The following is a 24,628-nucleotide window of genomic DNA, read 5'->3' as shown; positions in this document are numbered from 1 at the left end:
TTAGTTTAATATTTGTTCTAATATCGTTCTTGTTATTAAATAGGTTGGCCTTACTCCCGAAGTCCCTAGACCTCCTGATGCTAAAGTACTCCCTGTTTCTAATGGATTATCGCTTGCATAATATGCATACCTTACCTTAACATCTTCTCTTATACTTCCTCTTACCTTCGAAGCGGCTTGAATGGCTTTTTGGTAATGTGCACCTTCCATCTCCAATCCAATAACACTCCAAGTAGACTCAAAGAAAAACCTTAAAATATCTTTGTTTTGAAGTGATGTTCCTAAAACGGTTATCATAGCGCCTTCGTATACATCTACTCCCTTACATTCTAAATCCTCTTTTTTTAACTCATTTTTAAAAGGATAATTATCGGCTGTTCCTTCAAAAATATGGGCAGATGGTATCATAATATCGCCTTTGCCTCCTTCTAAAATACCTGCTTTACCCATAATGGATAAGGATTCTACATTTAGATAGATTTTTTCCTCCTTATGGTTAAAAGGTTTTAACAACTCATCTATAGTTTCATAGGCCTGCTCACCAAAAGCGTAATCCATGACCAATATAACAGGTTTTTTCGATTTTAAAGTTATTTCGTCTACTTTAATATCCAGCTTAGAAACATCAATCTTTTCGGTATCAAATATTTGCACATCTATATTTGCGCCAGAAGTGTCATCAATATATAACATTCCTTCTTTGAACGCTTCGTTTTGTACTTTAGTTCTTAGATCTGTATTGGTATTATTACTTAGCATTTTATACACATCAAAAATATCATGTTTTGATGTTAAGGATTTTAATGCTGATGGTGCAAAAAGCGTATTCATTACACTATGCATGTTTGCACTAATAACATGTATAGGCCTGTTTAAAAGCTTATTTTTATGTAGAACGTTTTTTATGGCATCTGCCCAAATTTCTCCATGAATGTGATGCCCTATTTCTTCGCGTAGCACAGGACTAAATTTAACTGCCCTTTTGTTGTTGCTTATTTGCTCTTCAATTGCTAATTTACCTAGCCAGTATATAATATGCAATAAGCGCTCTGGTTGTGACGGAATAGCAAACTCATTGTAAATTTTACTAATCTCACTAAATGTTCTTCCCAATATATTGGCTGCATGGGTTATTGCTACTTCTCGTTCTTTTTGTGTTAGCTTTTTAGTGGAAGTAACAACATTCTTTAACTTGCCCCAATCTCTTGTGGTATTTCCTATATCGTCTATAAGCGCACTTTTACTTATTTTATGGGATTCTATAAAAAGAAATGTAAGGTGGGTTAAAATATCGTAAATTTCAGAGCGCCCTCTGGTAATTTCAATATTCATTTGCTCTTCGTCTATCCTGTAGCAGTTTCTTCGTCGTTTTTCAGGAATTATGGGTTTAAAATGGGAGTTGGAATAGCCTTCATCGCTAGTAAGATTTATTACAGAACATTCTTCAATACCTCTTGGTAAACGATCAATAACGTATAATAAGCCATCTAATTCTACTTTTTCTTCTGCAATAGACCCATATATTTCTGGTCGCAATTGAAGTAGGGATTGCCTTAATGTTTCTCCAGAAACGCCCATTGGCTTATAAAAACCACGATTGAATAAGTGGCGCATAGTAATATACATCCTCTCAATAGCGTTAGAGCTTTCTTGAGCTCTAGTTCTAACGTAGTTTTTTTTCTTAGACATAGTGTAAAATCTCGCCAAAGATAATACTATTTGCTAAACCTGTTATTTTTAAATTAAAATTCTCTAGCCGTTTTTAAATACCACTGGTAAAGTTTATTAATACCATCTTTTAGATTAACCTTATGCTCCCACCCTAATTTATTAATCTTTGTAGTATCCGTTAGTTTATTCAGAGTTCCATCTGGTTTTTTGGTATTGTATACAAAGCTTCCTTTATAGCCTATTATTCCTTTTACCAACTCTGCGAGTGCTTTTATAGAGATATCTTCACCAGTCCCAATATTAAGGTGCACATTCTTTATTTGGTGTTGTGATTTAGGATACACGTCTTTAAATTCTAAATTTTCCATAATAAAAACACAAGCGCTGGCCATATCTTCACTCCACAAAAACTCGCGCCTAGGCTTTCCAGTTCCCCAAATTTCTACAGTATTTTTAGTTACTCCTATAGTAGAAAGGTAATGTTTTGCTTCTGCTATAGATTTTAGGTTTAAGTCTTTTAAAACTTCATTGTGTTTTGATTCAGACAATAATTTAGCGAGATGAATTTTTCGGATTAAGGCTGGTAAAACATGAGACTTTTCGAAATTAAAATTATCGTTAGGTCCATATAGGTTCGTCGGCATTACTGCCATAAAATTGGTGTTATACTGTAAATTATAGCTCTCGCACATTTTAATACCAGCTATTTTTGCAATGGCATAAGGCTCGTTTGTATATTCTAAAACATCTGTTAATAAATATTCTTCTTTAATAGGCTGAGGTGCATTTTTAGGATAAATACAGGTGCTTCCTAAAAACAAGAGTTTTTTTACATTATTTAGATAACTTTGGTGTATTACATTATTTTGAATCATTAAATTCTCGTAGATAAAATCTGCTCTGTAAGTATTATTTGCGATAATACCTCCAACTTTTGCTGCCGCTAGAAACACATAATCTGGTTGTTCTTTAGCAAAAAAATTAGCTACGATTTCTTGTTGCGTTAAATCTAATTCTGAATGTGTTTTAGTGATTATATTGGTATATCCTTTATTAACAAGGTGCTTTAATATTGCTGACCCTACCAGACCTCTATGACCCGCTACGTATATTTTAGAATTTATATTCAATCTTACTCAAAATAGTTTTTAATGGTGTATCCACCATCTTTTAAGTATTGTTCTTTTTGCATCAGTTTTAAATCGCTGCTCATCATATCATTTACTAAATCCTTTAATTGATATTTTGGTTCCCATCCCAGCTTTTCTTTTGCTTTGGTAGCATCTCCTATTAAAAGATCGACTTCTGTAGGGCGATAGTATTTTTCGTCTACAGCAACTACCTGTTTTCCTGATTTTATTTGATAGTTTTTGTTATTACATGCTGTTACAATACCTTTTTCATTAATACCTTTCCCCTTAAATTCAAGTTCTATACCTATGTAGGCAAAACACATTCTTATAAAATCGCGTATAGATGTGGTTTTTCCTGTTGCTATTACCCAATCTTCAGCTATATCAGCTTGTAAAACCATCCACATCATTCTAACATAATCCTTGGCATGCCCCCAATCTCTCTTAGCATCTAAATTACCTAAATACATTTTGTCTTGAAGACCAAGAGCAATTCTAGAGGTTGCTCTAGTAATCTTTCTTGTTACAAATGTCTCTCCTCTTATAGGTGATTCGTGATTAAATAAAATACCATTACATGCAAAAATTCCATAGGCTTCTCTATAATTTACCGTTGTCCAATAGGCGTAAAGTTTAGCTATGGCATAAGGACTTCTAGGGTAAAAAGGTGTTGTTTCTGTTTGAGGAACTTCTTGAACCTTTCCATAAAGTTCAGACGTGGATGCTTGGTATACTTTAGTTTTTTTATTTAAACCTAACAACCTTACCGCTTCTAAAATTCTTAGGGCACCAATACCGTCTGTATCGGCAGTATATTCAGCCATTTCAAAAGATACATGAACGTGGCTCATTGCTGCTAGATTATAAATTTCATCTGGCTGTACTTGTTGAATTATTCGCGTTAAGTTTGTACTATCTGTTAGGTCTCCATAATGGAGTATAAAGTTTCTGTTTTGCTCGTGGGGATCTTGATAGAGGTGGTCAATTCTATCTGTATTGAATAATGATGCTCTTCTTTTTATACCATGAACTTCATAACCTTTATTTAATAAAAACTCGCTTAAATAAGCACCATCTTGCCCAGTAACTCCAGTAATTAATGCAACCTTTTTTGGCATTATATAGATTGTTTGTTAGGTTATTATAAAACAAATGTAATACAATTGTAATTATATTAACATCATACTTTTAGGGTTGACAATTTATCTGCAATCTTCCTATCGTTTGATAGTCTTGGTATTTTGTTCTGCCCACCTAGTTTTCCTAAAGATTTCATGTGTTCTTGAAAACCGTCTTTTTTTATTTTGGTTATTTTAAGTGGTTGTAACACTTTGCCTTCTATTAAATCGAAATAATAGGAGTTTTGTTTTTGTAAAGATTGGTCTATTTTTTCTGCTAAGGTCACCATGTCGTCAGGTTCGTTTTCAAACTCAATAAACCATTCGTGATACGGCAAACCTGCTTTTGGATTAATTTGTGGCGCAACGGTAAATTCGGTAATTCTAATATTTGTGCCTGCAACAGCATCTTGCATTGCCTGCTCTACTTCTTTACCAATAACGTGTTCTCCAAATGCCGAAATAAAATGTTTTATCCTACCTGAAACAATAACGCGGTAAGGTTTTGTTGAGGTAAATTGCACCGTATCGCCAATGTTATATGCCCATAAGCCTGCATTAGTAGAAATTATCATTACATAATTTACATTAAGCTCTACGTTTGCAATAGTAATGCGTTTAGGGTTTTCATTAAAAAATTCATCGGCTTTTATAAACTCGTAAAATATACCAGAGTTTAATTGCAGCAACATACCTTTTTGGTCTTGTTTGTCTTGAAATGCAAAAAAACCTTCGCTTGCTGGGTATAATTCTATGCTGTCTACTTTTCGCCCTATTAAATTTTCAAATTTTGCTCTGTATGGTTCGTAATTTACGCCACCAAAGATGAACAAATTGAAATTCTTAAAAATATCGCCTACTTTTTTGCCCGTTTTTTGTTGCAACTTTTCAAAATACATTTGCACCCAAGATGGTATTCCAGAAATTACCGTCATGTTTTCTGGTAGTGTTTCTTCAACTATAGCATCCACTTTTGTTTCCCAGTCTTCAATACAATTAGTTTCCCAAGATGGCAACCTGTTTTTTTGAAGATATTTAGGTACATAATGCGCTACGATACCAGACAATCGCCCAAGTTGAACTCCGTTTTGCTCTTTTAAAATGGGGCTGCCCTGTAAAAAAATCATTTTGCCATTTACAAATTTGGAGTTTCCTGTTTCATGAATGTACATTAAAATAGCATTTCGAGCAGCTTCTACATGCGTTGGCATGCTTTCTTTAGTAATAGGAATATATTTTGAACCAGAGGTTGTACCAGAGGTTTTAGCAAAGTACGTGGGTTTACCTTTCCAGAGTATATCGCTTTCTCCAGCAACAACACGTTCTACATATGGCTTTAAGGCCTCGTAATCTCTTACGGGAACTCTTTCAATAAATTCTGCATGCGATGTGATATTTTGAAAATTGTGGTCTTTACCAAATACCGTGTTAGTGGCTTGTTCTATTAAGCTTTTGAAGACTTTTTCTTGAGTTTTAATAGGGGTATTTGCCCACTTTTGAGTTTTCTTATAAACATATTTTGCAAATGGTATAGCTAATGCAGATTTTAATGAAAACATTTATTCGAAATCTATAAAGTTAGTAGGGTTAATGGGGTATCCATCGCTCCAAAGTTCAAAATGCAAATGCGGCCCTGTAGACAGTTCTCCTGTATTGCCCGAAGTTGCAATTACTTCTCCTGCCTTAACCAAATCGCCCTGACTCTTAGTTAGCGTAGCATTGTGTTTATACACAGAAATTAATCCGTAACTATGTTCTAAAATTATAACATGTCCGGTACCTGCTGTCCATTCTGCAAAAACAACAACGCCATCGGCAGTGGCCTTTATGGGTGTGTCTTTGGGTACAACAATATCAACCGCATAGTGTTTCTCTTTTACGTTGTATGGCTCGCTAATAGTTCCAGTAACAGGTGGAAATAGCACAAAATTTGTTACAGATGTGGCCGATTCAAACAAATTATATTTATCTTCTTTTTCTACTTTGGCGCGTAATAACGAATCTTCTTTTATTGGGTTTAAGTCTACCTCGCTAATTTCTAGTTTTGTAGCCTCAACAATAGAGTCTCTATTTAATTCCTCAGAGCTAACATCGCCTTTTAAAACTTTCTTTATAGATGTAAAATAGAGCTCGTTCATCGCCAGAACTTGTTGTAACGAATCGGTTTTAAAACTTAAATCTGTAGCTTGTTTTTTTAGTGCTGTAGAGGAATATCCAGGAATATATTCTTTTAAAGGTGAATATGCAATAAGCAAAATAGTAAACCCAACCAGTAAAATACCAGATAGTGTTACTATTACAAACACATTTAGTCTAGTAAGTTTTAACGATAAACGCTCCTCGAATGTGTTTTCGTTAAGTATTACCAAACGGTATTTGTCTAGTAACTTTCTTTTAATCTTTTTTGGTTTCTTTTTCGCCATATTACACGCAAAATTAAATAAAATAATCGCATAGTATTGGTTTTATGTTAACCAAACAACTAGTTATAGTGTTAAAAACGATTTTATTAAACTTTAATTATTTAACTTTGTGCTTTAAATACATTTAATATGAGTTTATACACATTACCGTTAGCTATTGGCGCTCCACAAATTATTTTAATTGTAGTTGTGATATTACTGTTATTTGGTGGCAGAAAAATTCCTGAATTAATGAGAGGTTTAGGAAGCGGTATAAAAGAATTTAAAGACGCTAGTAAAGAAGACGAACCAAAAAAAGATAAGGCAGAATAAGGTTTTTATCTTATAAGAACTGAAAAACCAACACACTTGTGTTGGTTTTTTTTTTTGGTTTTTCTTTAGTAAATTCTATTTATTAATCTTTATTGTTTTAATTATAGCCTCCAACTCAAACATGTAATCGCGTTTTTCAACCGATGGCGCAAAAGCAAACCCTTCGGCTATTATCCAGCGTTTGTTCAACTTATCCTCTACAGCATAATTTATATATGGCCCTGCCATAAAAGCGTTTTTTACTTGCCACATACCCTTAGTTTCTAAAGTAGGTTTGTTATCTAAAATAGTTTCACCGTGAAAGGGTGTATAAGCCATTTCGGTAGACATATAAGAGCCTTCAACAGGACCTTCAATATATTTTTCCCCTATAGAATCCCTAATGCTAACTATTTGGCTAGTAACACTGTCGTTTTTCTGTATGGCACTGTAAGGCAATTCATAGAGCATTAAATTTAGGGTTCCTGTACGAATATCTCTTCTAATCCAAAAGAAATCCTCGTCGTCTTTAGCTATTCTATACGCATTAGGAAACTCAATACTCAATCCTAATTTTTCTTCAATAACTTTATCATTGTAAAGCGCCTTTCGCATTATGCGTTGTCTTTGGCTTAACTCTATATTTCTAAACGTTTCAATTATTTTTGGTGCGTTTTCGTTTAAAATATCTATAACCTCTTGCTTTGTTTTTCCGGTTATTAAAACTACTTTTTGGGGTTGTGCATATACGTTATCTGCAAACTTAATACCTGCAGGTTTATTTAATTCAATTTTTAAAACAGTACGAGTTCTTGTAATAAAATCGGTAAAAACCTGTGGCGGGATTTGATTGATATTAAATGTTGGTTCATCTTGAGGTAAACCGTAAACTGGCACAGTAAGCACGTCTCTAATAGCTTCTCCTAATCGTCCTTTCCAATTTTCGTTATCAACCACTACAGATATATCGTTTATTCTTCCTTCAGAATCTAAAAGTATTCTATCGTTTGATGATTTACCATCTTTACACGACACTAATACTACTGCAATTATTAAAATACCTACTAGTTTTTTCATCTGTTATTCATTTATTTTTTTTGAAATTAGCCTTTGGCTATTTTTAATTTCATACCAGGCTTTAATGTATTACCACTAATACCGTTCCAATCTTTAATATTTTGAATAGAAACTCCAGAAAATTTTTGTGAAATACTCCAAAGCGAGTCGCCACTTTGAACTGTGTAGATAACCACATTACCAAAAATTGGCTTTGGTTTTGGTGTTTTAGCAGCTACAACAGGTTTTGAAACTACTGGTTTTCTGGGATAAATTGTTAAACGCTGCCCTATTTTTAGGTTGTTATTTCGCAATCCGTTCCAGCGCTTTATATCACTTACACGAACACCATACATTCTAGAAATTTTACCTAAATAATCACCCGATTTTACACGATATCGAATCCTATCGTTCGCATTAAAAAATTGGGGTAATGGTTTTTCTCGCTTTTCTAATTCTTCTTTAGCGTAAGCATAAATTTTGTCTTCGTTGTTTACAAAGGTGCCAATAACATCTACAGGAAGTCGCAATGTATAATTTTCGCCCTTCACCACAGGAATAATATCCAATTTATACGACGGGTTTAAAAATTGAAGCTCTTCAATTGGTGTTCCTGTAACTTCTGAAACCTGATCGAGCGTTATCATTTGTTTTACTACAACCGTATCGGTTTCAAAATACACTGTTTCGGGTTTGTACCGTTTAAAACCGTGTTCTTTGGCATATTCAAAAATATACATGTTTGCTAAGAACGCAGGTAAATATCCTGCTGTTTCGCGTGGTAAATTGTGGCGAATGTTCCAATAATTTTTATACCCTCCAGATCGCCTAATGGCTTTGGTTACATTTCCCGGACCAGAATTATACGCAGCAAGTGCCAAGTCCCAATCGCCAAAAATACTGTAAAGATTTGCTAAGTATTTTGATGCCGCAGTTGTAGATTTTATAGGATCGCTACGCTCATCTACATAACTGCTTACGTCTAAACCATATTGCTTTCCTGTGGCGAACATAAATTGCCAAAGCCCTGTGGCGCCAACTCTGGATTTTGCATTTGGTTTTAAGGCAGATTCTACAATGGCCAAATACTTTATCTCTAACGGTATGTTTTGATTGTCTAGCTCTTGTTCAAATAACGGAAAGTAAAATGCACTTAACGTCATAAGTTTTTGTAAATGCTTTCTACGGTGTTTTAAATATGATTTTATAACGCTTTCTAAAGAAGGATTGTAGGCTACGTTAAACGGTGTTCTGGCATCTAGCGCCTTTAAACGTTTTTTTAGTGTATCTGTATGAAGCTCGGGGTAGTCTACTTCTTCATAAGTTAATTCGGTAACCGATTTGTATATAGTATCAAAAAGTGTATTATTATACAGTTCTTCGCGCCATTTTTGGTCGATTTTGGCTAAATACGCATTGTCTTTAAGCGCTTTAATAGATACACTGTCTGCTTCGGCAACAGGCGCAATGGGTCGCACTACTTGTTGTTTTGAATCAACTAGAGTGTCTGTAACAGTTTTAACTTTTACAACAGTGGAATCTTGTATTTGTGAAATACAAATGCCATGGGTTAAAAGTAAGCTTAGTATTAAAAAACCGAGTCTCATAATTTTTATTCTATCGCATAATGAACGATATTATGGCTAAAATCGTATTTTTTAAGGTAATTTGAAAACTTAATTCGTTTTATTGCTGTTGTTTTTGGTATTAAATATAAAGACCCCACAGGTTTTAAAAACTTGTGAGGTCTTAGTAATTATAGGTTTATTTCTAATTTACTCTAAAATAGCTGCAATACCTGGAAGCGTTTTCCCTTCCAAACTTTCTAACATAGCACCGCCTCCTGTACTTACGTAGCTTACTTTGTCCTCGAAACCAAATTGTTTTACAGCAGCCACTGAGTCGCCACCACCAACAAGTGAAAACGCCCCATTTTTAGTAGCTTCAGCAATAGAGTTTCCTAATGCTATAGTGCCTTTTGCAAAACTTTCCATTTCAAAAACTCCTAGAGGCCCATTCCAAAGTATGGTTTTAGAATCCATAACCACTTTATGAAATTGCTCTATAGATTTTGGTCCGGCATCTACACCTTCCCATCCATCAGGAATCGCATTAATATCGCATACTTGTGTATTTGCATCGTTACTAAACGCATCAGCAGCAACGGTATCTACAGGAATGTGTATTTGTACATTTTTAGCTTTAGCTTGTTCTAAAATTTCTAGGGCTAATCCCATTTTATCATCTTCGCAAATAGAATTTCCTATTGTTCCGCCTTGTGCTTTCACAAAAGTAAATGCCATACCACCTCCAATTATTAAATGGTCTACCTTATCTAAAATATTTTCTATAATTGTAATTTTTGAAGACACTTTAGCCCCACCTAAAATAGCTAAAACAGGCTTTTCACCAGTTTCCATTACTTTTTTAATACTCTCTATTTCTTGCGCTAATAAATTTCCAAAACATTTTTTACCCTCGAAAAACTGTGCTACAATAGTTGTAGAAGCATGGGCTCGGTGAGCGGTACCAAATGCATCGTTAACATAAATGTCGCCTAGTTTTGATAGTTTTTCGGCAAACGCCTTATCACCAGCAGTTTCTTCTTTATAAAAACGAAGGTTTTCTAACAATAAAATTTCGCCTGGTTGTAAATTTTCAGCAGCTTTTTCTGCTTCTTCCCCTATACAATCTGGAACAAATTTTACGCCTACACCTAAAATATCTTCAACCTTAGACACAATATGCTTTAACGAAAACTCATCCTGAAATCCTTTTGGGCGCCCTAAATGCGACATTAAAATGCAGCTACCGCCATCTTCTAAAATTTTTATAATTGTTGGTTTTGCAGATACAATTCTTGTTGCATCGGTTACTTCAAAATTTTCATTTAAAGGCACGTTAAAATCTACACGTATAAGCGCTTTTTTATTTTCAAAATTAAAATCGTTAAGAGTCTTCATCTATATTTTATTTTATTGTTTTTAACTGTTTTAGCTACAAATGTAGTTAATTAAATAGCGATAAAAAACGCCTTTTTTTACGAAAACGTTTGAAGTAGAATAAATTTTTAAAAGTCTATATTTGCTTTCATGTTATTTTCAGAAGTTTTAGGACAAGAACATATAAAATCGCACTTAACTCAAAGTGCCGATAATGGTCGTATTCCACATGCCCAATTATTTATAGGGCCAGAAGGTAGTGGCACATTACCTATGGCTATTGCTTATGCCCAATATATTTTATGCCAAAACAATAATGGCGAAAATACATCTGGAAATGAGGCTTGCAACCTTAAGTTTAAACACTTTTCGCATCCCGATTTGCACTTTGCATTTCCTGTAACCACAAGCGATAAGGTAAAAAGCAAACCCGTTTCTAGTTTTTATTTAGAAGAATGGCGCCAATTATTGAACGAGCAACCTTATGGCAATCTTTTTGATTGGTACAAACTACTTGGAGTGGACAATAAACAAGGGCAAATAGGTGTAGATGAAGCCCAAGAGATCGTTAAGTCTTTAAGCTTAAAATCCTATGAAGGTGGGTATAAAGTGATGTTAATTTGGATGGCAGAAAAAATGAACACACAATGTGCCAACAAGCTTTTAAAATTAATAGAAGAGCCGCCTAATAAAACCATCTTTTTATTAATTGCTGAAGATGAAGAACAAATTATAAATACCATTCGCTCTCGCTGCCAAATATTACATTTTCCGCCTTTGGCTGAAGCTGTGATAACAAATGCCTTGGTAAAAAATTATAATTTAGAAACTACAGTTGCTACTAAAATTGCTCACCAAGCTAATGGCAACTACAATAAGGCATGCGATTTAGTGTATCATGATTCTGAAGACACCCAATTTGAAACCTGGTTTATTTTTTGGATTCGTAGTGCTTTTAAAGCTAAAGGCAATAAAGCTGCTATTCACGATTTAATTTCGTGGAGCGAAGATATTGCAAAAACCGGGCGTGAAACCCAAAAACAATTTCTTAATTTTTGTTTGGATTTTTTCCGTCAGGCATTACTACTAAATTATAATGCTACAGATTTGGTGTTTTTTGAGCCCAAAACCGAAACGTTTAAGTTAGAAAAGTTTGCGCCATTTGTTCACGGTAACAATATCATGGAGATTAGTAACGAGCTACAAGATGCTATATACCATATTGAGCGCAACGGGAATTCTAAAATTATATTAACAGATTTATCGATTAAGTTAACACGTTTGCTGCACAAAAAAGCGGAATAATTATAAACTATATCTGTTCTTAATATATAGATTAAACAAGGCCATAAAATTACAGGGCTTATGCCTCTAACTATATAAAAAACCCCTTTAAGCTTCGGTTTAAAGGGGTTATACATTTGATATTCAGTATTTTAATCTATTTTTTATACTCAGCGTTTAAAGCATCTAGCACAGTTTGCGTTAAATCGTTTTCTTCAGCACCATAGAGTACAGAAGCGGCCGCTTCACTTGTTCCCAAAATATAGGTGTAGCCATTTGTTTTGCCGTAGTCTTTTACAAAATCCTTTACCTTAATAATTAAAGTATCTATTTCAGATTGAAAAGCATCTTGGATTTGCTTTTGTTCTAGTTGAATTTTTTGACTTAATAATTGTTCTTTTTGCTGAATTTCCTGAGATAGTTTTTGCAAATTAGCTTGAGACATTCTTTGGGCCTTTATTTGTGCTTCTTTTAATTCTAGCTGATAAGCATTTACCATACTATCCCTTCTTTTTTGAAAAGCATCACTTTTAGCTTGAAATTTTGTTTCTACATCTTTCTTCTCTTGGTACTCATTAATTACCACGCTATTATTTACAAAACCAATTTTGTTAGGCTTTTGGCAAGATGCTAATACTAATGTTACTAAAGCAACGTAAATTATATTTTTCATTGTATTAAATTTTAGTTCTTGGTTTGTTTGCTGTTTTTTACAAATCCGCACAAATGTAATAAAGTATGCTAAAAATAAACCTGCAAAACGCTGTATTTTAATATATAAGAAATAATTATTGTTTCTTTTTTGCTCAATAATAAATATCTATCGAAAAACATTTAAAATAAAGCGTTCTAAGCGTGTTTTAAATTTGTCGCTAGTATTTGTGTTCTTTATTGCATTGCAATTAAAATAAAACACTTAAAAACGATTTATCCATTTTTAATGATATAAATTAAAGAAGAGGCTTCTTTTGATTGTATCGCTTTTATGTTTGATAGTAAGCCAATGCAAAATCCTTTAATTGCATTTATTTTTCCTGACTTATATTTTTCTGAAAGCATACTCACATAAAAAGCATCAAACCACATAGGTTTTACCTTTTCAACTTTAAAAGATAGTTTTGAAACTAATTTAAAAATTGATTCTTGATTAAAATGCCAAAGGTGTCTTGGCACATCAAAGGCAGCCCAAAACTGTTTATAATATTTGGCATCATAACTTTTGTAGTTAGGTACAGCAATTACTAAAGTGCCATTTGGTTTCAACAATGTTTTAAAAATCGAAATCTGTTCTTCCAAATTTGGTAAATGTTCCAAAACATGCCAAAGTGTGATAACATCAAAACTATTGGGGTTAAATTTTAAAAGTTGTTTGGTTTCAAAAACTGAATTTTGTGTTTTTTTGTTGGCAATATCTCTTGCTTGGGCATTTGGTTCTATGCCAAAAACACACCAGCCATATTGTTGTGCAGTTTGTAAAAAATCGCCTGTACCACATCCAACATCTAAAAGGTTTTTCTCTTCTGAAGCAAAAGAATTAATTAAATTCAATTTCTTTTTAAGAGCTACTACTCTAACAAAATGGTACACTTTTTCAAAGAGAGTTCTTTTAGAATCTGTATGCGAAATATAATCTTCACTCTCGTAATATTGTGGTAATTTTTCTTTAGAAGGTTGGGGAGATGTTTCTAAGAAACCGTATTGTGAATTGGTAACTAATTCAAAATCCTCTCCAGAAACCGAGTGGTCTTTTACCCTTAAATAAGTGGTTTTATTATGCATTTTTAATAGTAACCTGTAAAGATTAAGAACAACAAAACGTTAAACGTTCCACGTGGAACATAGTGAATTTATAAATATACACCATACAATTATCTACCCATATAAACCAACAAAACTGAAATATCGTTAGGAGATACACCACTAATTCTTGAAGCTTGCGATACGGTTGTTGGCTGTATTTTTTTTAATTTTTCTCGTGCTTCAAAGCTCATAGATTTAATTTGAGAGTAATCAAAGTTTTCAGGAATTTTTACATACTCAAGCCTGCTTAATTTGTCGGCATTATTTTTTTCTTTGGCAATATATCCTGAATATTTAACCTGTATTTCGGTTTGTTCAATCACCTCGTTATCTAGATTGTTATCTTGAATGTAAGCCTCTACACTTTCTATTTTTCTAATATCACTCATATCGATATTAGGTCTTGCAAACACTTTAAAAAGCTTACCAGATTGTTTTACTGGTGCAGAGTTTTTTTCTTCTAGAATAGGGTTTATGTCTTCTGGCTTTACACTTTGGTTTTCAAAAAAACTAACAAACTTTTCTGCTGCATTATGCTTTTCCTCCATTCGTCGTAATCGCTTTTCAGAGGCAATTCCCAACGCATAGCCTTTTGGAGTTAATCTTAAATCTGCATTATCTTGTCGTAATAACGTTCTATATTCAGCCCTAGAAGTAAACATCCTGTATGGCTCTTCTGTACCTTTTGTTATTAAATCGTCAACTAAAACTCCAATATACGCTTCATCTCTTTTAAGCGTAAAAGGTTCTTTTTCTTGCACCTTTAAACTTGCATTTATACCTGCCATTAAACCTTGTGAAGCTGCTTCTTCATATCCTGTAGTCCCATTTATTTGTCCAGCAAAATACAACCCTTCAACAAGTTTAGTTTCTAAAGTATGCTTTAGTTGCGTTGGCGGAAAGTAATCGTATTCTATAGCATAACCTGGTCTGAAGAATTTCACGTTTTCGAATCCTGATACAGAACGCAATGCTTTAAACTGAACATCTTCTGGTAATGATGTAGAAAAACCGTTAACGTAAACTTCAACGGTATGCCAACCTTCTGGTTCTATAAACAATTGATGCCTATCTTTATCTGCAAATCTGTTTATTTTATCTTCAATAGAAGGACAATATCTAGGACCTAAGCTTTTTATTCTACCATTAAACATGGGCGATCTGTCAAAACCTTCCCGTAATAAATCATGTACTTCTGGACTCGTGTACGTCATATAACACGAGCGTTGATTTTTTAATGGTTTTGTAATGTCCAAATAGGAAAATTTTTCTGGGTTATCATCACCGGGTTGCTCAATCATTTTAGAATAGTCTAAAGACCTTCCATCAACTCGTGGTGGTGTTCCCGTTTTCATTCTTCCAGAATCGAAACCCAAACTAATTAACTGTTCAGTAATTCCTGTAGCGGCTTTTTCACCCGCTCTACCGCCTCCAAAATTTTTATCGCCAATATGGATTAGACCATTTAAAAAAGTGCCATTTGTTAAAACAACAGACTTTGCTTTTATTTCAATCCCCAGAGAAGTTTTAACACCAATCACTTTTTGGTTTTTTATTAATAAACCAGAGACCATTTCTTGATAGAAATCTAGATTTGGTGTTTGCTCTAAAAGTAATCTCCAGTCTTCTGCAAAACGCATCCTATCGCTTTGCACCCTGGGACTCCACATTGCTGGCCCTTTAGATTTATTAAGCATCTTAAACTGTATTGCAGATGTATCGGATACAATACCGCTGTAGCCACCAAGAGCATCGATCTCACGAACAATTTGCCCTTTAGCAATACCGCCCATGGCAGGATTGCAAGACATTTGAGCTATATTTTGTAAGTTCATGGTAACCAATAAGGTTTTGCTTCCCATGTTTGCAGCAGCAGCTGCGGCTTCACTTCCTGCGTGACCCGCTCCTACAACTATCACGTCATATACTTCGTTAAACATAATTTTTCCTTTTCAAAAAAACATGTTCCACGTGGAACATATCATAAAATTGAGTGTGCAAATATACGTTGAAATCTTTAATATGTGTTTAATACAGATAAGTAGTGGTTTTCTTTTTCTCGCATTAAAATAGCATCTTTATCTGTTTTATCTTTGTAACTACAATAGTGCAAAATACCGTGTATCATTACGCGGTGTAATTCATTTTCAAAAGTAACTCCAAAATCTTTAGCGTTTTCGGCTACTCTTTCAACAGAAATAAAAATATCGCCTTGTATAATTTTTCCGACTGACTCATCAAAGCTAATAATATCAGTTAGCGTGTCGTGATTTAAGAATTGAACATTTAGCTTATGTAAATATTCATCGTTGCAAAATATATAGTTTATCTCTTGTAATTTATAATTTTCAGATGAAATTGTATCAACAATCCACTTAGAAATTTTCTCTTCGCTATTTAATTTAAAGTCGGTTTCGTAATTAAAATTAATCATTGCTATTTTTAAAATACTGCTGTACTTTCTTTTTATAAATTTGCTGCAAAGGTAATGCTTGTCGGTTTAATATTTCTGTGGTTTGAAAATATTGTTTGGCCCTTATGGTTTGATTGTTGGCGTTATTATCGAATTGTTTTTTATTAGTTTCAGATGCTCTTTTATTATCTTCACCTTGTTGAAATGTTGCGTTTTCCATCTTTAATAATTGATGTTTTAAATTCATCATTTTTTGAAGTGTTTGGTTGGTAAAACCTTTGTTTAACAACTCCAATTCTATCTCTTCCATTTGCTTAGATAAGCTACTACCAATGCCGCCTTTACCCTCTTTTTTCAAACGGTTATCCAAAGCCTCACGAAGTTGTTGCTGCTTTTGATATATTTCATAAAGTAAAGCTTCGTTATAAAACCCATCGCCTTGGCCTTCCCCTTCTAATTTTTGACCATTTTCTCCTTTATTGCCCTTATTAGCACGTTGGCCATTATGCTTACCTTGTTCGCCTTTATTGCCTTTTTCACCGTTTTCACCATCTTCTCCCTCCTTTTCACTTTTGCCCTTTTCATTTCCTTCACCTTCCTTAGGTTTTCCCTTTTCACCTTGTTTCAAGCCTTGTTGCATCATTTGGTTAAGTTGTTCCTGTGTCATAATAATATCTGGCAACTGCATGTCGCCTTGACCGCCCTGACCCATAGACATACTCATACTCTCTTGCATATTATCTAGAATATCGCTTAGCATATCGGCTAAGTTATTAGTTGCTGTAATAGCAAACTGCTGATTAGACACACCTTGGTACACTTGGTTTTCGGCCAAACGTTCTAGGGCTTTATCTATATTAAAATACACTTCAGATATTTGCTTATTTACATCTTCAGAGAGTTTTGGTTGCCTTAATGATAATGCAAACAAGCTATCGTCAATATGCTCAAAATGTTCTTTTAAGGCATTTTGCTTTTTTAGGTAGTTTGCAAATTTATTATCGTTAGCGTCTATAGTTTTAAATTGGTTCATCAACGCTTCTTCGTCAAAAGAGAACAACACTAGATTATCTAAAATTTGTCTGAGCATCTCAATGTCTTCTTGCATTTGTTCACCGCTCATGGACTGCATAGACTGTTGCATGTTATTGCTTATTTGCTTCATTTTTTCAGCAGCTTTCTTTTGGCTTTTTTGAGCATTTTTTAGATTTTGTTGTTTTGTATTTGGCGTATCGCTTTTACTATTTTCTTGTTGTTGAGCTTCTTTTTTTTCTAAAGCATCAGTTGCTTTTTGCTGCTCATCATTAACTTCTTTTTCATCAAGTTTATCTTGAGGAATATCTACAGGTTTCTTTAACGCATTACTGTCCTTTTTAAGTTGCTCTAACGCTTTTTGAAATTCTTTAAATGCTGCGTTTAAGGCATCCTGTTTTTCTTTTGTGTTTTTATCATCTGTTGCATCAGACAGCTTATCTTGTGCCTTAGCTAATTGCTTTAAATCATCAGCTAATTGTTCTAATTTCTTTTCTACGTAAAAACGTTTTGTTAGCTCTAACAACTGCTCTAAACTGCGCTGTTTATTTTTATTTTGTTTAGCAACCTCATCTAGCTTTTTAATTAACTCTTCATTGCTAATTTTTTCTTGTAATTTTTCTAATTCTTCAATTAGCTTTTCATTTTTTTGTAATTCCTGCTCGTTTTCTTCTAACCTATTTTGTAAATCTTTTTTAAAAGGATCTTCTTTGTTGTCATCTTTTTGAAACTCTTCTAGATTATTCTTCAATTTGTTATTGAAATTTTTCATCATCTCATCCTGTTGCTTTTGGCGTTTGAAAAATGATGCTAATTTCTTTTTGTCATTAAAATTTAAAGTTTTCTTTTCCCTTCCTGTTTTAGTTAATTCATCTAAACGCTTTTCTTGTTCTTGAAATTTCTTAAGGGATTTGTTTAAATCTTTAATGGTTTGGTTTTGTTGTTGGAGCTTTTTCTCTTTTTCTTCTTCTATTGTGCGTTTGCGGTAATTAAATATGACGCTTTTTTTACTTTTGTACTTGCTAACAGCATCATTATCAAATACTTGAAAGTAAATCTGATAAGGCACTCCTGCTTCTATTTCTAAATTATCTGGAAAAGCATAAATAAAATCTGAAACATTTGAAGTACCAACTGGTATTTGCTTTACCTTTTTATCATTCTCATTATCAGTTGGATAATATACTATTTGAAGTTTACTTAAACCATAATCGTCGCTAACTTGACCATAGAAGTACAATGTTTGTAGATCTAAGCTATCTACTTTCATTTGTACATTTAATTCTGGATATTCATCTTTAACAATATCGATTGAAAAAGATAGATTTTCATAGTTTTTTAAATTGGTGTTGCTTGTACTTAATGTATAATTGTAATTTCTGTAAAGCACTTTAGAGGTTTCAAAAACATCTTGTTTTTCTAAACTAAGACTTGTTGTATCTTGTGCATAAAGAAAAACACTGTTGGTAGATTTAGTTTGAAGTTGCCATGTAACCTTTGTACCTTCTGGCACCACAGCATTCCCAGTACTTTTTATAATTTCGTCTTGTTTTTTGGTGTGCGTTGGATAATCTAACGCCATACTGAAACTCAACAACGATGGCACTTCAACTATATCAACATTATAGGGTTTTGAGTTTACATTGTTAGCAGATAAACGAAACTGTATGGCTTCTTGGGGTTGGGAAAAAATATATTCAAATTCCCCTACTCCTGTTTGCTGCAAAAAATAAGTGTCGTTATTGTAAGTTATTTGTGCGTTTTCTGGTATAATATCCCCAACTGTTTTTACTAATAATTTAAAATCTTTACCTTCTATGGCTTTTAAATCATTATTCACCACATAAAAATTAAATGGTGCTGGGGGTTCGTAAGCCGTTTTATAATCTACAACGCGTTTGTAGCTATCGCTAAACCAACTAAAATTACCTGTTATGTACACTAATAACAATATAATTACTGGAATAATGGCATATTTTAGATACGAGAGATTTTGCTTAAAATTTATAGCCAATTTAAACGGAATTGGGTTAAGTTCTGCCGATTTCTGCTCTATGCTAGCCAATAGTAATTCAGATTGCGTATTACTATGTTTTAGTTGAATTACGTTAAGTAACTTATCATCAACTTCAGGAAAATGTTGTCCTATAATTCTTGCTGCCTTTTCATAATTTATGCCCTGTTTTAATTTGAATAATTTAGCTAAGGGTATAGCTATAAACTTTATAAGCAACGCCAACTCTACTGTAATAAAAAGCCAAAATAGAATAGTTCTGGCAGTAGTATTTAGCCATAAAAAATGTTCAATTAATAGAGTAAACAGAAAATACAATAAGCCTATGGCAAAAAATAATATAGCACCTTTAAGCAACTCGTTGGTATGGAACCGCTTTATAAATTGCTCTAGATTTTGTTGTATGGTGTTAAAATTTTCCATGATTTGGGTATATTTCCGTAAAAGCAGAAATGTAAAACTGTTTTAATATACTAAACTACAATTTTATTTTTTGCAGTCTTTATAATAATGTGTTAATTGTATCTTTGCACAAAATTATAAATTCATGACCAAAAACGTTCGTGTGCGTTTTGCACCTAGCCCAACGGGACCATTACATATTGGCGGTGTTCGTACTGCTTTGTTCAACTATTTATTTGCTAAAAAACACAACGGTACTTTTATTTTACGTATAGAAGATACCGACCAAAACCGTTATGTTGAAGGCGCAGAACAGTATATTGTTAATGCCTTAAATTGGTGTGGTATGCCACCAGACGAAAGTCCTGTAAATGCAGGTAAATATGGCCCTTACCGCCAAAGCGAACGCAAAGATTTATATAAAAAGTATGCTGATGAATTGATTGCAACAGGAAACGCCTATTATGCTTTTGACACAGCCGAAGCACTCGACTTTCATAGAAAGGACCACGAGGCTAAAGGCAAAACATTTATATACAATTGGCATAACAGGTTAAAACTAAGCAACTCCTTATCGCTTACCGCAGAAGAGGTAAAAGCCAAATTAGATGCTGGTGAAGACTATGTTATTCGCTTTAAATCTCCACAAGATGAAACGCTGCATTTAAAAGATATCATTCGAGGGAATATTAAAATTGACACCAATATTTTGGACGATAAAGTATTATTTAAAAGTGATGGCATGCCTACGTATCATTTAGCGAATATTGTAGACGACCATTTAATGGAAATAACACATGTAATTCGTGGTGAAGAATGGTTACCATCTTTAGCATTACATTACCAATTATACCAAGCTTTTGGATGGGAAGCCCCAGAATTTGCACATTTACCATTAATTTTAAAACCTACAGGTAAAGGCAAATTAAGTAAACGTGATGGAGATAAACTAGGGTTTCCTGTATTTCCATTAGAATGGAAGGACCCAAAGACAGGTGAAGTATCCAGAGGCTATAAAGAAGACGGCTATTTTCCTGAAGCTATGGTAAATTTCCTTGCGTTTTTAGGTTGGAATCCAGGAACTGAGCAAGAAATTTTTAGTTTAAATGAATTAATAGAAGCTTTCGATTTAGAAAAGGTAAACAAATCTGGAGCGCGTTTTGATCCTGATAAAACCAAGTGGTTTAATCATCATTACATGCAAGAACAAAATAATGATATTCTTGCAGAAGCTTTTAAACTATCTCAACCTGAACTTTCAGAAATTGATGTTAATTATATTTCACTGGTAATAGGCTTAATAAAAGAACGCGCAACCTTTATATCCGATTTTTGGGAATTAAGCCATTTCTTTTTCACCGCGCCAAACTCTTATGACGAGAAAGCAGCTAAAAAAGCATTTAAGGATGGTACAGCCGATGTATTAAAAACTGTAAAAAACATAGTTTTACATATAGACGATTTTACGGTTATTGCGCTACAAAAAGATATTAAAGGTTGGATAACCAAGAACGACATTGGTTTTGGTAAGGTTATGATGCCACTGCGTTTAGCCTTAGTTGGTGCTTTACAAGGGCCCGATGTTTTTGATATTATGTTTATGATTGGGAAAAATGAAACGGTAAAACGCATTGAAAACGCAATAAAAGGGCTGTAATTAGTCTTTAACTTAAAGTCTACACATTATGAATACACCTAAATACCCAAGAGCATTTTCGCATATAGGAATTACAGTTCCAGATATAAAAAAAGCGGTAGAATTCTATAAGGAAGTTATGGGCTGGTATATTATTATGCCACCATCAACAGTAAAAAAGGAACGAGAAACTGCTATAGGACAAATGTGTATTGATGTGTTTGGGGAACATTGGGATACGTTTGAGATTGCACACATGTCTACATCTGATGGTATAGGTATTGAACTATTTTCATTCCCTCATGGTGTAAAAGAAGCACCAGAATTTACACCTTTTAACACAGGTCTTTTTCATTTTTGTGTTCAAGACCCTAATATTGAAGCTTTAACAAATAAAATTGTTGCATACGGCGGAAAACAAAGAATGCCCATAAGGGAATATTATCCAAACGAAAAACCTTTTAAAATGGTTTATGTTGAAGATCCTTTTGGAATTGTATTCGAAATTTACACTCACAGTTACGAATTAACGTATTCTTCTGGAGCTTATCAAGATTAATTAATTTAACTTAAAAAAGGTTATAAAACGTATTTGTATAAGATTAGTTGCTTGTATAGTAGTAAATTTATCAAATAACTCACAGGTGGAAATTACACGAGAACTTTCGTTAGTAGGCTGAAGCTAGTAATTATTTTTTAGATGTTTAGCAGTATAGTTTTTAATTTTCAATCCAGCTGTGAAATTTAATATTATTCCAGCTATATATTGAAATCGTAACTCCAGAATTTTCTTTTATATTTTTTGAAGAATATTCATTCATTATGGTAGCTAAACTGTTAAATTTAACTGAATCTGTGTACTTATAATATTTAGAAGGGTGATTTACCCAATGTCCATCAGCTGTTTCTGGGTAAGGTATTCTCCCTTCACCTTCAAATTCAAATTCTATAAAATCAATATTTTGTTCTATAATATCTGAAAAATCTGTATAAATATTTGTGTTCGTTGTATTAGTTCCACATATATAAGCAAATGAATTTTCAGGAATCCTAAAAGTTTTATCGTATAATGAAGTTGTGAAGTTTTTTTCGATAAGCGTTAAAGATATTTTTTGTTCATTGATGTCTGTAGAATACTTATCAATTACACTTCCATTTAAAAAGGTTATTCTATTTGTGTTTTCAGGCAATTCGATATAGGATATCGCAGGTCCTAATGCTGTAAAACATAATTCGGATTCGATTATTTGCTCAAATCTTATAATTAGTTCATTACCATTTATAAATTCAGTAGTTGACAATCCGTAGTTAATACAAGGGAATATTTCAGAGGTAATTAATTTTAGTTTTAAAACTGGCTCTTCAATTTCGTTAGTTGTATATACTTCTTCTACCATAAAATTAATTTCTGAATTAATAGAGTTCTCAATTATAAATTCGGCATAATCAGAATCATTTAAGACTTCATCATTGTCAGAATTACAACCTAAAAAAACAAAACCAATTAAAGTAAAAATTAATATTTTTTTCATAATAGTAGTTTTAAATTAGATGCGATTTTTTGCATTTGGTTGCGTTAAATTTTGCCCTAAGTGTTTTTAGTGAAATTAAAAAGAGGGAGGTTTATCAAAAAGAAACCATCGCCCCCAACACCAACATATTCTGGTTGCCTTTAAAACGAGCATCGCCTCCTGTGGTATCTAAATTTTGGTTTTCAAGTTTATTCAAAATATTGGTAAACCCATAAATATATTGTGCTTTTAGCTTAAAATTTCTAATCCCCAAAGAAGCGCCAACCACGCCATTAAAATTAAATTGGGAAATATTGGTAATGTCTTCGGCAATTAAGTTTGTGTAATTGTTTATGTAATAGCCTTCTTGGTCCTTATTTTTTAATTCTAGTTTCCCATTGTATTGCAACATAGGGCCAACATCAATAGTAAAATGGTTTGGTATTGCTTTAATATGCAATAACATGGCAACTTGAGCCGCGAAAAGTTTATAATTTACAAATTCGTTTTCAGTACTCACTAAAGTTGGTCTCCCCAAAATATCAATATTATTTTCAGAAAGCTGCATGCCAAAACTTATGTTGTACCAACGTAATGGAATGTCTACAGTGGCACTCATTCCCCCTAAAAAACCATCACCCTGGGAGGTTACAAAGTTATCGGTTGCTATATTAAACTTAGTAATGCCCCCAAAAACCGAAAAGCCGTTAGTTATTGGGTAATTTCCTTTTTGTGCATGGTTACTTGTAACAAAACATAGAGCAATGGCTACTAATAAAATGAGTCTACTAATTTTCATAATATTATTGGGTTTGGTGCTCAAATATAACGTAAATTAGTAATCCTATTTTTATAACTATTAAAAACACACATAATGAGCTACTTTTATATTCCATTTATCGTTTTAGGTGTAATTATTTTAATCTCTTCCTTTTTTATTGTAAAACAACAAACTGCTGCCATTATAGAACGTTTTGGTAGGTTTCAAAGTATTCGCCAATCGGGTTTGCAAATTAAAATCCCTTTAATAGACAGAGTTGCAGGGAGGTTAAGCTTAAAAATTCAGCAACTAGATGTCATTATCGAAACCAAAACGTTGGATGATGTATTTGTTCGACTAAAGGTTTCGGTACAGTACAAGGTAATAAAAGATAAGGTATACGACGCTTTTTATAAGTTAGATTATCCGCACGACCAAATTACGAGTTATGTGTTTGATGTGGTACGTGCCGAAGTGCCAAAAATGAAATTAGATGATGTATTTGTGAAAAAAGATGATATTGCCTTAGCGGTAAAAGCAGAATTAAACGATGCAATGCTAGATTATGGTTTTGATATTATTAAAACCTTGGTAACCGATATAGATCCTGATGCCCAAGTAAAACAAGCCATGAACCGTATTAATGCTTCTGAACGTGAAAAAATAGCTGCACAATTTGAAGGTGATGCTGCACGAATTTTAATTGTTGAAAAGGCGAAGGCAGAAGCCGAAAGCAAACGTTTACAAGGGCAAGGTATTGCAGACCAGCGTCGTGAAATTGCCCGTGGTTTAGAAGAATCTGTAGAAGTGCTAAACCGCGTAGGCATTAATAGTCAAGAAGCCTCTGCCCTAATTGTTGTAACGCAGCACTACGATACCCTACAATCTTTGGGTGAAGAAACCAATAGCAACCTTATTTTATTACCAAACGCCCCTCAAGCAGGAAGTAATATGCTAAATGACATGGTAGCAAGTTTTGCAGCCAGTAATCAAATTGGTGAAGCCATGAAAAACGCTAAGAAGAAAAAGGATGAATAGCATAACCTCGCTTATAATAATGCTGCTAATAGAAATTAGCAGCATTTCTTTTGCACAAAAAAAGAAGCGCTAAAAGCATCTGCGTTAAGAGATGCTAAAATTAC

General features: G+C 33.4%; 20 protein-coding genes. 5 read left to right on the top strand and 15 right to left on the bottom strand.

Translation table 11 applies throughout. From position 1 onward, the window contains the following. From CLV33_RS07465 to CLV33_RS07445, 5 genes are all read right to left on the bottom strand, one after another. Entirely contained in the window at positions 1–1,689 is a 1,689-nt protein-coding gene (locus tag CLV33_RS07465) for a DUF6909 family protein (RefSeq protein WP_105473364.1), read from the bottom strand. 53 nt (positions 1,690–1,742) lie between these two features. Further along, positions 1,743–2,801: a GDP-L-fucose synthase family protein gene (locus CLV33_RS07460; protein WP_105473363.1), complete on the bottom strand. Its 1,059-nt coding sequence runs from the start codon at positions 2,799–2,801 to the stop codon at positions 1,743–1,745. A gap of 2 nt (positions 2,802–2,803) precedes the next feature. Further along, positions 2,804–3,922: a GDP-mannose 4,6-dehydratase gene (gmd, locus tag CLV33_RS07455; protein ID WP_105473362.1), complete on the bottom strand. Its 1,119-nt coding sequence runs from the start codon at positions 3,920–3,922 to the stop codon at positions 2,804–2,806. Positions 3,923–3,984: 62 nt separating this feature from the next. Next, positions 3,985–5,481 (bottom strand): GH3 auxin-responsive promoter family protein, encoded by a 1,497-nt coding sequence (locus CLV33_RS07450; protein ID WP_105473361.1) that lies wholly within the window; start codon positions 5,479–5,481, stop codon positions 3,985–3,987. After that, entirely contained in the window at positions 5,482–6,345 is an 864-nt protein-coding gene (locus tag CLV33_RS07445) for a M23 family metallopeptidase (RefSeq protein WP_105473360.1), read from the bottom strand. A gap of 129 nt (positions 6,346–6,474) precedes the next feature. On the opposite strand from CLV33_RS07445, the gene tatA reads away from it, so the two are divergent. Then, positions 6,475–6,657, top strand: coding sequence for a twin-arginine translocase TatA/TatE family subunit (gene tatA / locus CLV33_RS07440; RefSeq protein WP_042240156.1), 183 nt, complete (start codon positions 6,475–6,477; stop codon positions 6,655–6,657). A 75-nt stretch (positions 6,658–6,732) separates the two neighbouring features. On the opposite strand, the gene CLV33_RS07435 is transcribed toward tatA, so the two are convergent. From CLV33_RS07435 to CLV33_RS07425, 3 genes are all read right to left on the bottom strand, one after another. Beyond that, on the bottom strand, positions 6,733–7,713 hold the full coding sequence (locus CLV33_RS07435) for a DUF4837 family protein (protein ID WP_105473359.1): 981 nt from the start codon (positions 7,711–7,713) through the stop codon (positions 6,733–6,735). A 26-nt stretch (positions 7,714–7,739) separates the two neighbouring features. After that, a complete protein-coding gene (locus CLV33_RS07430; RefSeq protein WP_105473358.1) occupies positions 7,740–9,299 on the bottom strand; it encodes a LysM peptidoglycan-binding domain-containing protein in 1,560 nt (519 codons plus the stop codon). Positions 9,300–9,467: 168 nt separating this feature from the next. After that, entirely contained in the window at positions 9,468–10,655 is a 1,188-nt protein-coding gene (locus CLV33_RS07425) for a phosphoglycerate kinase (RefSeq protein WP_045371611.1), read from the bottom strand. A gap of 129 nt (positions 10,656–10,784) precedes the next feature. Here CLV33_RS07425 and CLV33_RS07420 point away from each other — a divergent pair, with 129 nt between their 5' ends. Then, positions 10,785–11,939, top strand: coding sequence for a DNA polymerase III subunit (locus tag CLV33_RS07420; RefSeq protein WP_105473357.1), 1,155 nt, complete (start codon positions 10,785–10,787; stop codon positions 11,937–11,939). A 136-nt stretch (positions 11,940–12,075) separates the two neighbouring features. Here CLV33_RS07420 and CLV33_RS07415 read toward each other — a convergent pair whose 3' ends face one another. The 5 genes from CLV33_RS07415 to CLV33_RS07395 all read right to left on the bottom strand — a co-directional run bounded on the left by CLV33_RS07415 (position 12,076) and on the right by CLV33_RS07395 (position 19,600). Further along, entirely contained in the window at positions 12,076–12,591 is a 516-nt protein-coding gene (locus CLV33_RS07415; RefSeq protein WP_042240161.1) for an OmpH family outer membrane protein, read from the bottom strand. Between the two features lie 254 nt (positions 12,592–12,845). Next, entirely contained in the window at positions 12,846–13,697 is an 852-nt protein-coding gene (locus CLV33_RS07410) for a class I SAM-dependent methyltransferase (protein ID WP_105473356.1), read from the bottom strand. Positions 13,698–13,786: 89 nt separating this feature from the next. Then, the gene (gene mnmG, locus CLV33_RS07405; RefSeq protein WP_105473355.1) at positions 13,787–15,658 is read right to left on the bottom strand and encodes a tRNA uridine-5-carboxymethylaminomethyl(34) synthesis enzyme MnmG; all 1,872 of its coding nucleotides are present in this window, start codon (positions 15,656–15,658) and stop codon (positions 13,787–13,789) included. Between the two features lie 77 nt (positions 15,659–15,735). Then, positions 15,736–16,152 (bottom strand): rRNA maturation RNase YbeY, encoded by a 417-nt coding sequence (ybeY, locus tag CLV33_RS07400; RefSeq protein ID WP_105473354.1) that lies wholly within the window; start codon positions 16,150–16,152, stop codon positions 15,736–15,738. Further along, positions 16,145–19,600: a DUF4175 family protein gene (locus CLV33_RS07395; protein ID WP_105473353.1), complete on the bottom strand. Its 3,456-nt coding sequence runs from the start codon at positions 19,598–19,600 to the stop codon at positions 16,145–16,147. Before CLV33_RS07395 ends, ybeY begins: the two co-directional genes overlap by 8 nt. A 124-nt stretch (positions 19,601–19,724) precedes the next feature. Between CLV33_RS07395 and gltX the strand changes: the two genes are divergently transcribed. Together gltX and CLV33_RS07385 are read left to right on the top strand one after the other, a co-directional pair. Continuing rightward, positions 19,725–21,236 (top strand): glutamate--tRNA ligase, encoded by a 1,512-nt coding sequence (gene gltX / locus CLV33_RS07390; protein WP_105473352.1) that lies wholly within the window; start codon positions 19,725–19,727, stop codon positions 21,234–21,236. Between the two features lie 28 nt (positions 21,237–21,264). Continuing rightward, positions 21,265–21,774, top strand: coding sequence for a lactoylglutathione lyase family protein (locus tag CLV33_RS07385; protein WP_105473351.1), 510 nt, complete (start codon positions 21,265–21,267; stop codon positions 21,772–21,774). A gap of 160 nt (positions 21,775–21,934) precedes the next feature. Here CLV33_RS07385 and CLV33_RS07380 read toward each other — a convergent pair whose 3' ends face one another. Together CLV33_RS07380 and CLV33_RS07375 are read right to left on the bottom strand one after the other, a co-directional pair. After that, a complete protein-coding gene (locus CLV33_RS07380) occupies positions 21,935–22,747 on the bottom strand; it encodes a hypothetical protein (RefSeq protein ID WP_105473350.1) in 813 nt (270 codons plus the stop codon). Positions 22,748–22,841: 94 nt separating this feature from the next. Then, positions 22,842–23,525: a hypothetical protein gene (locus CLV33_RS07375; protein WP_105473349.1), complete on the bottom strand. Its 684-nt coding sequence runs from the start codon at positions 23,523–23,525 to the stop codon at positions 22,842–22,844. 75 nt (positions 23,526–23,600) lie between these two features. On the opposite strand from CLV33_RS07375, the gene CLV33_RS07370 reads away from it, so the two are divergent. Further along, entirely contained in the window at positions 23,601–24,524 is a 924-nt protein-coding gene (locus CLV33_RS07370) for an SPFH domain-containing protein (RefSeq protein WP_105473348.1), read from the top strand. Positions 24,525–24,628: the final 104 nt, after the last annotated feature.

This window comes from Jejuia pallidilutea (assembly GCF_002973595.1).
GTDB lineage: Bacteria > Bacteroidota > Bacteroidia > Flavobacteriales > Flavobacteriaceae > Jejuia > Jejuia pallidilutea.
This window is presented reverse-complemented; position numbering and strand designations above follow the sequence as displayed.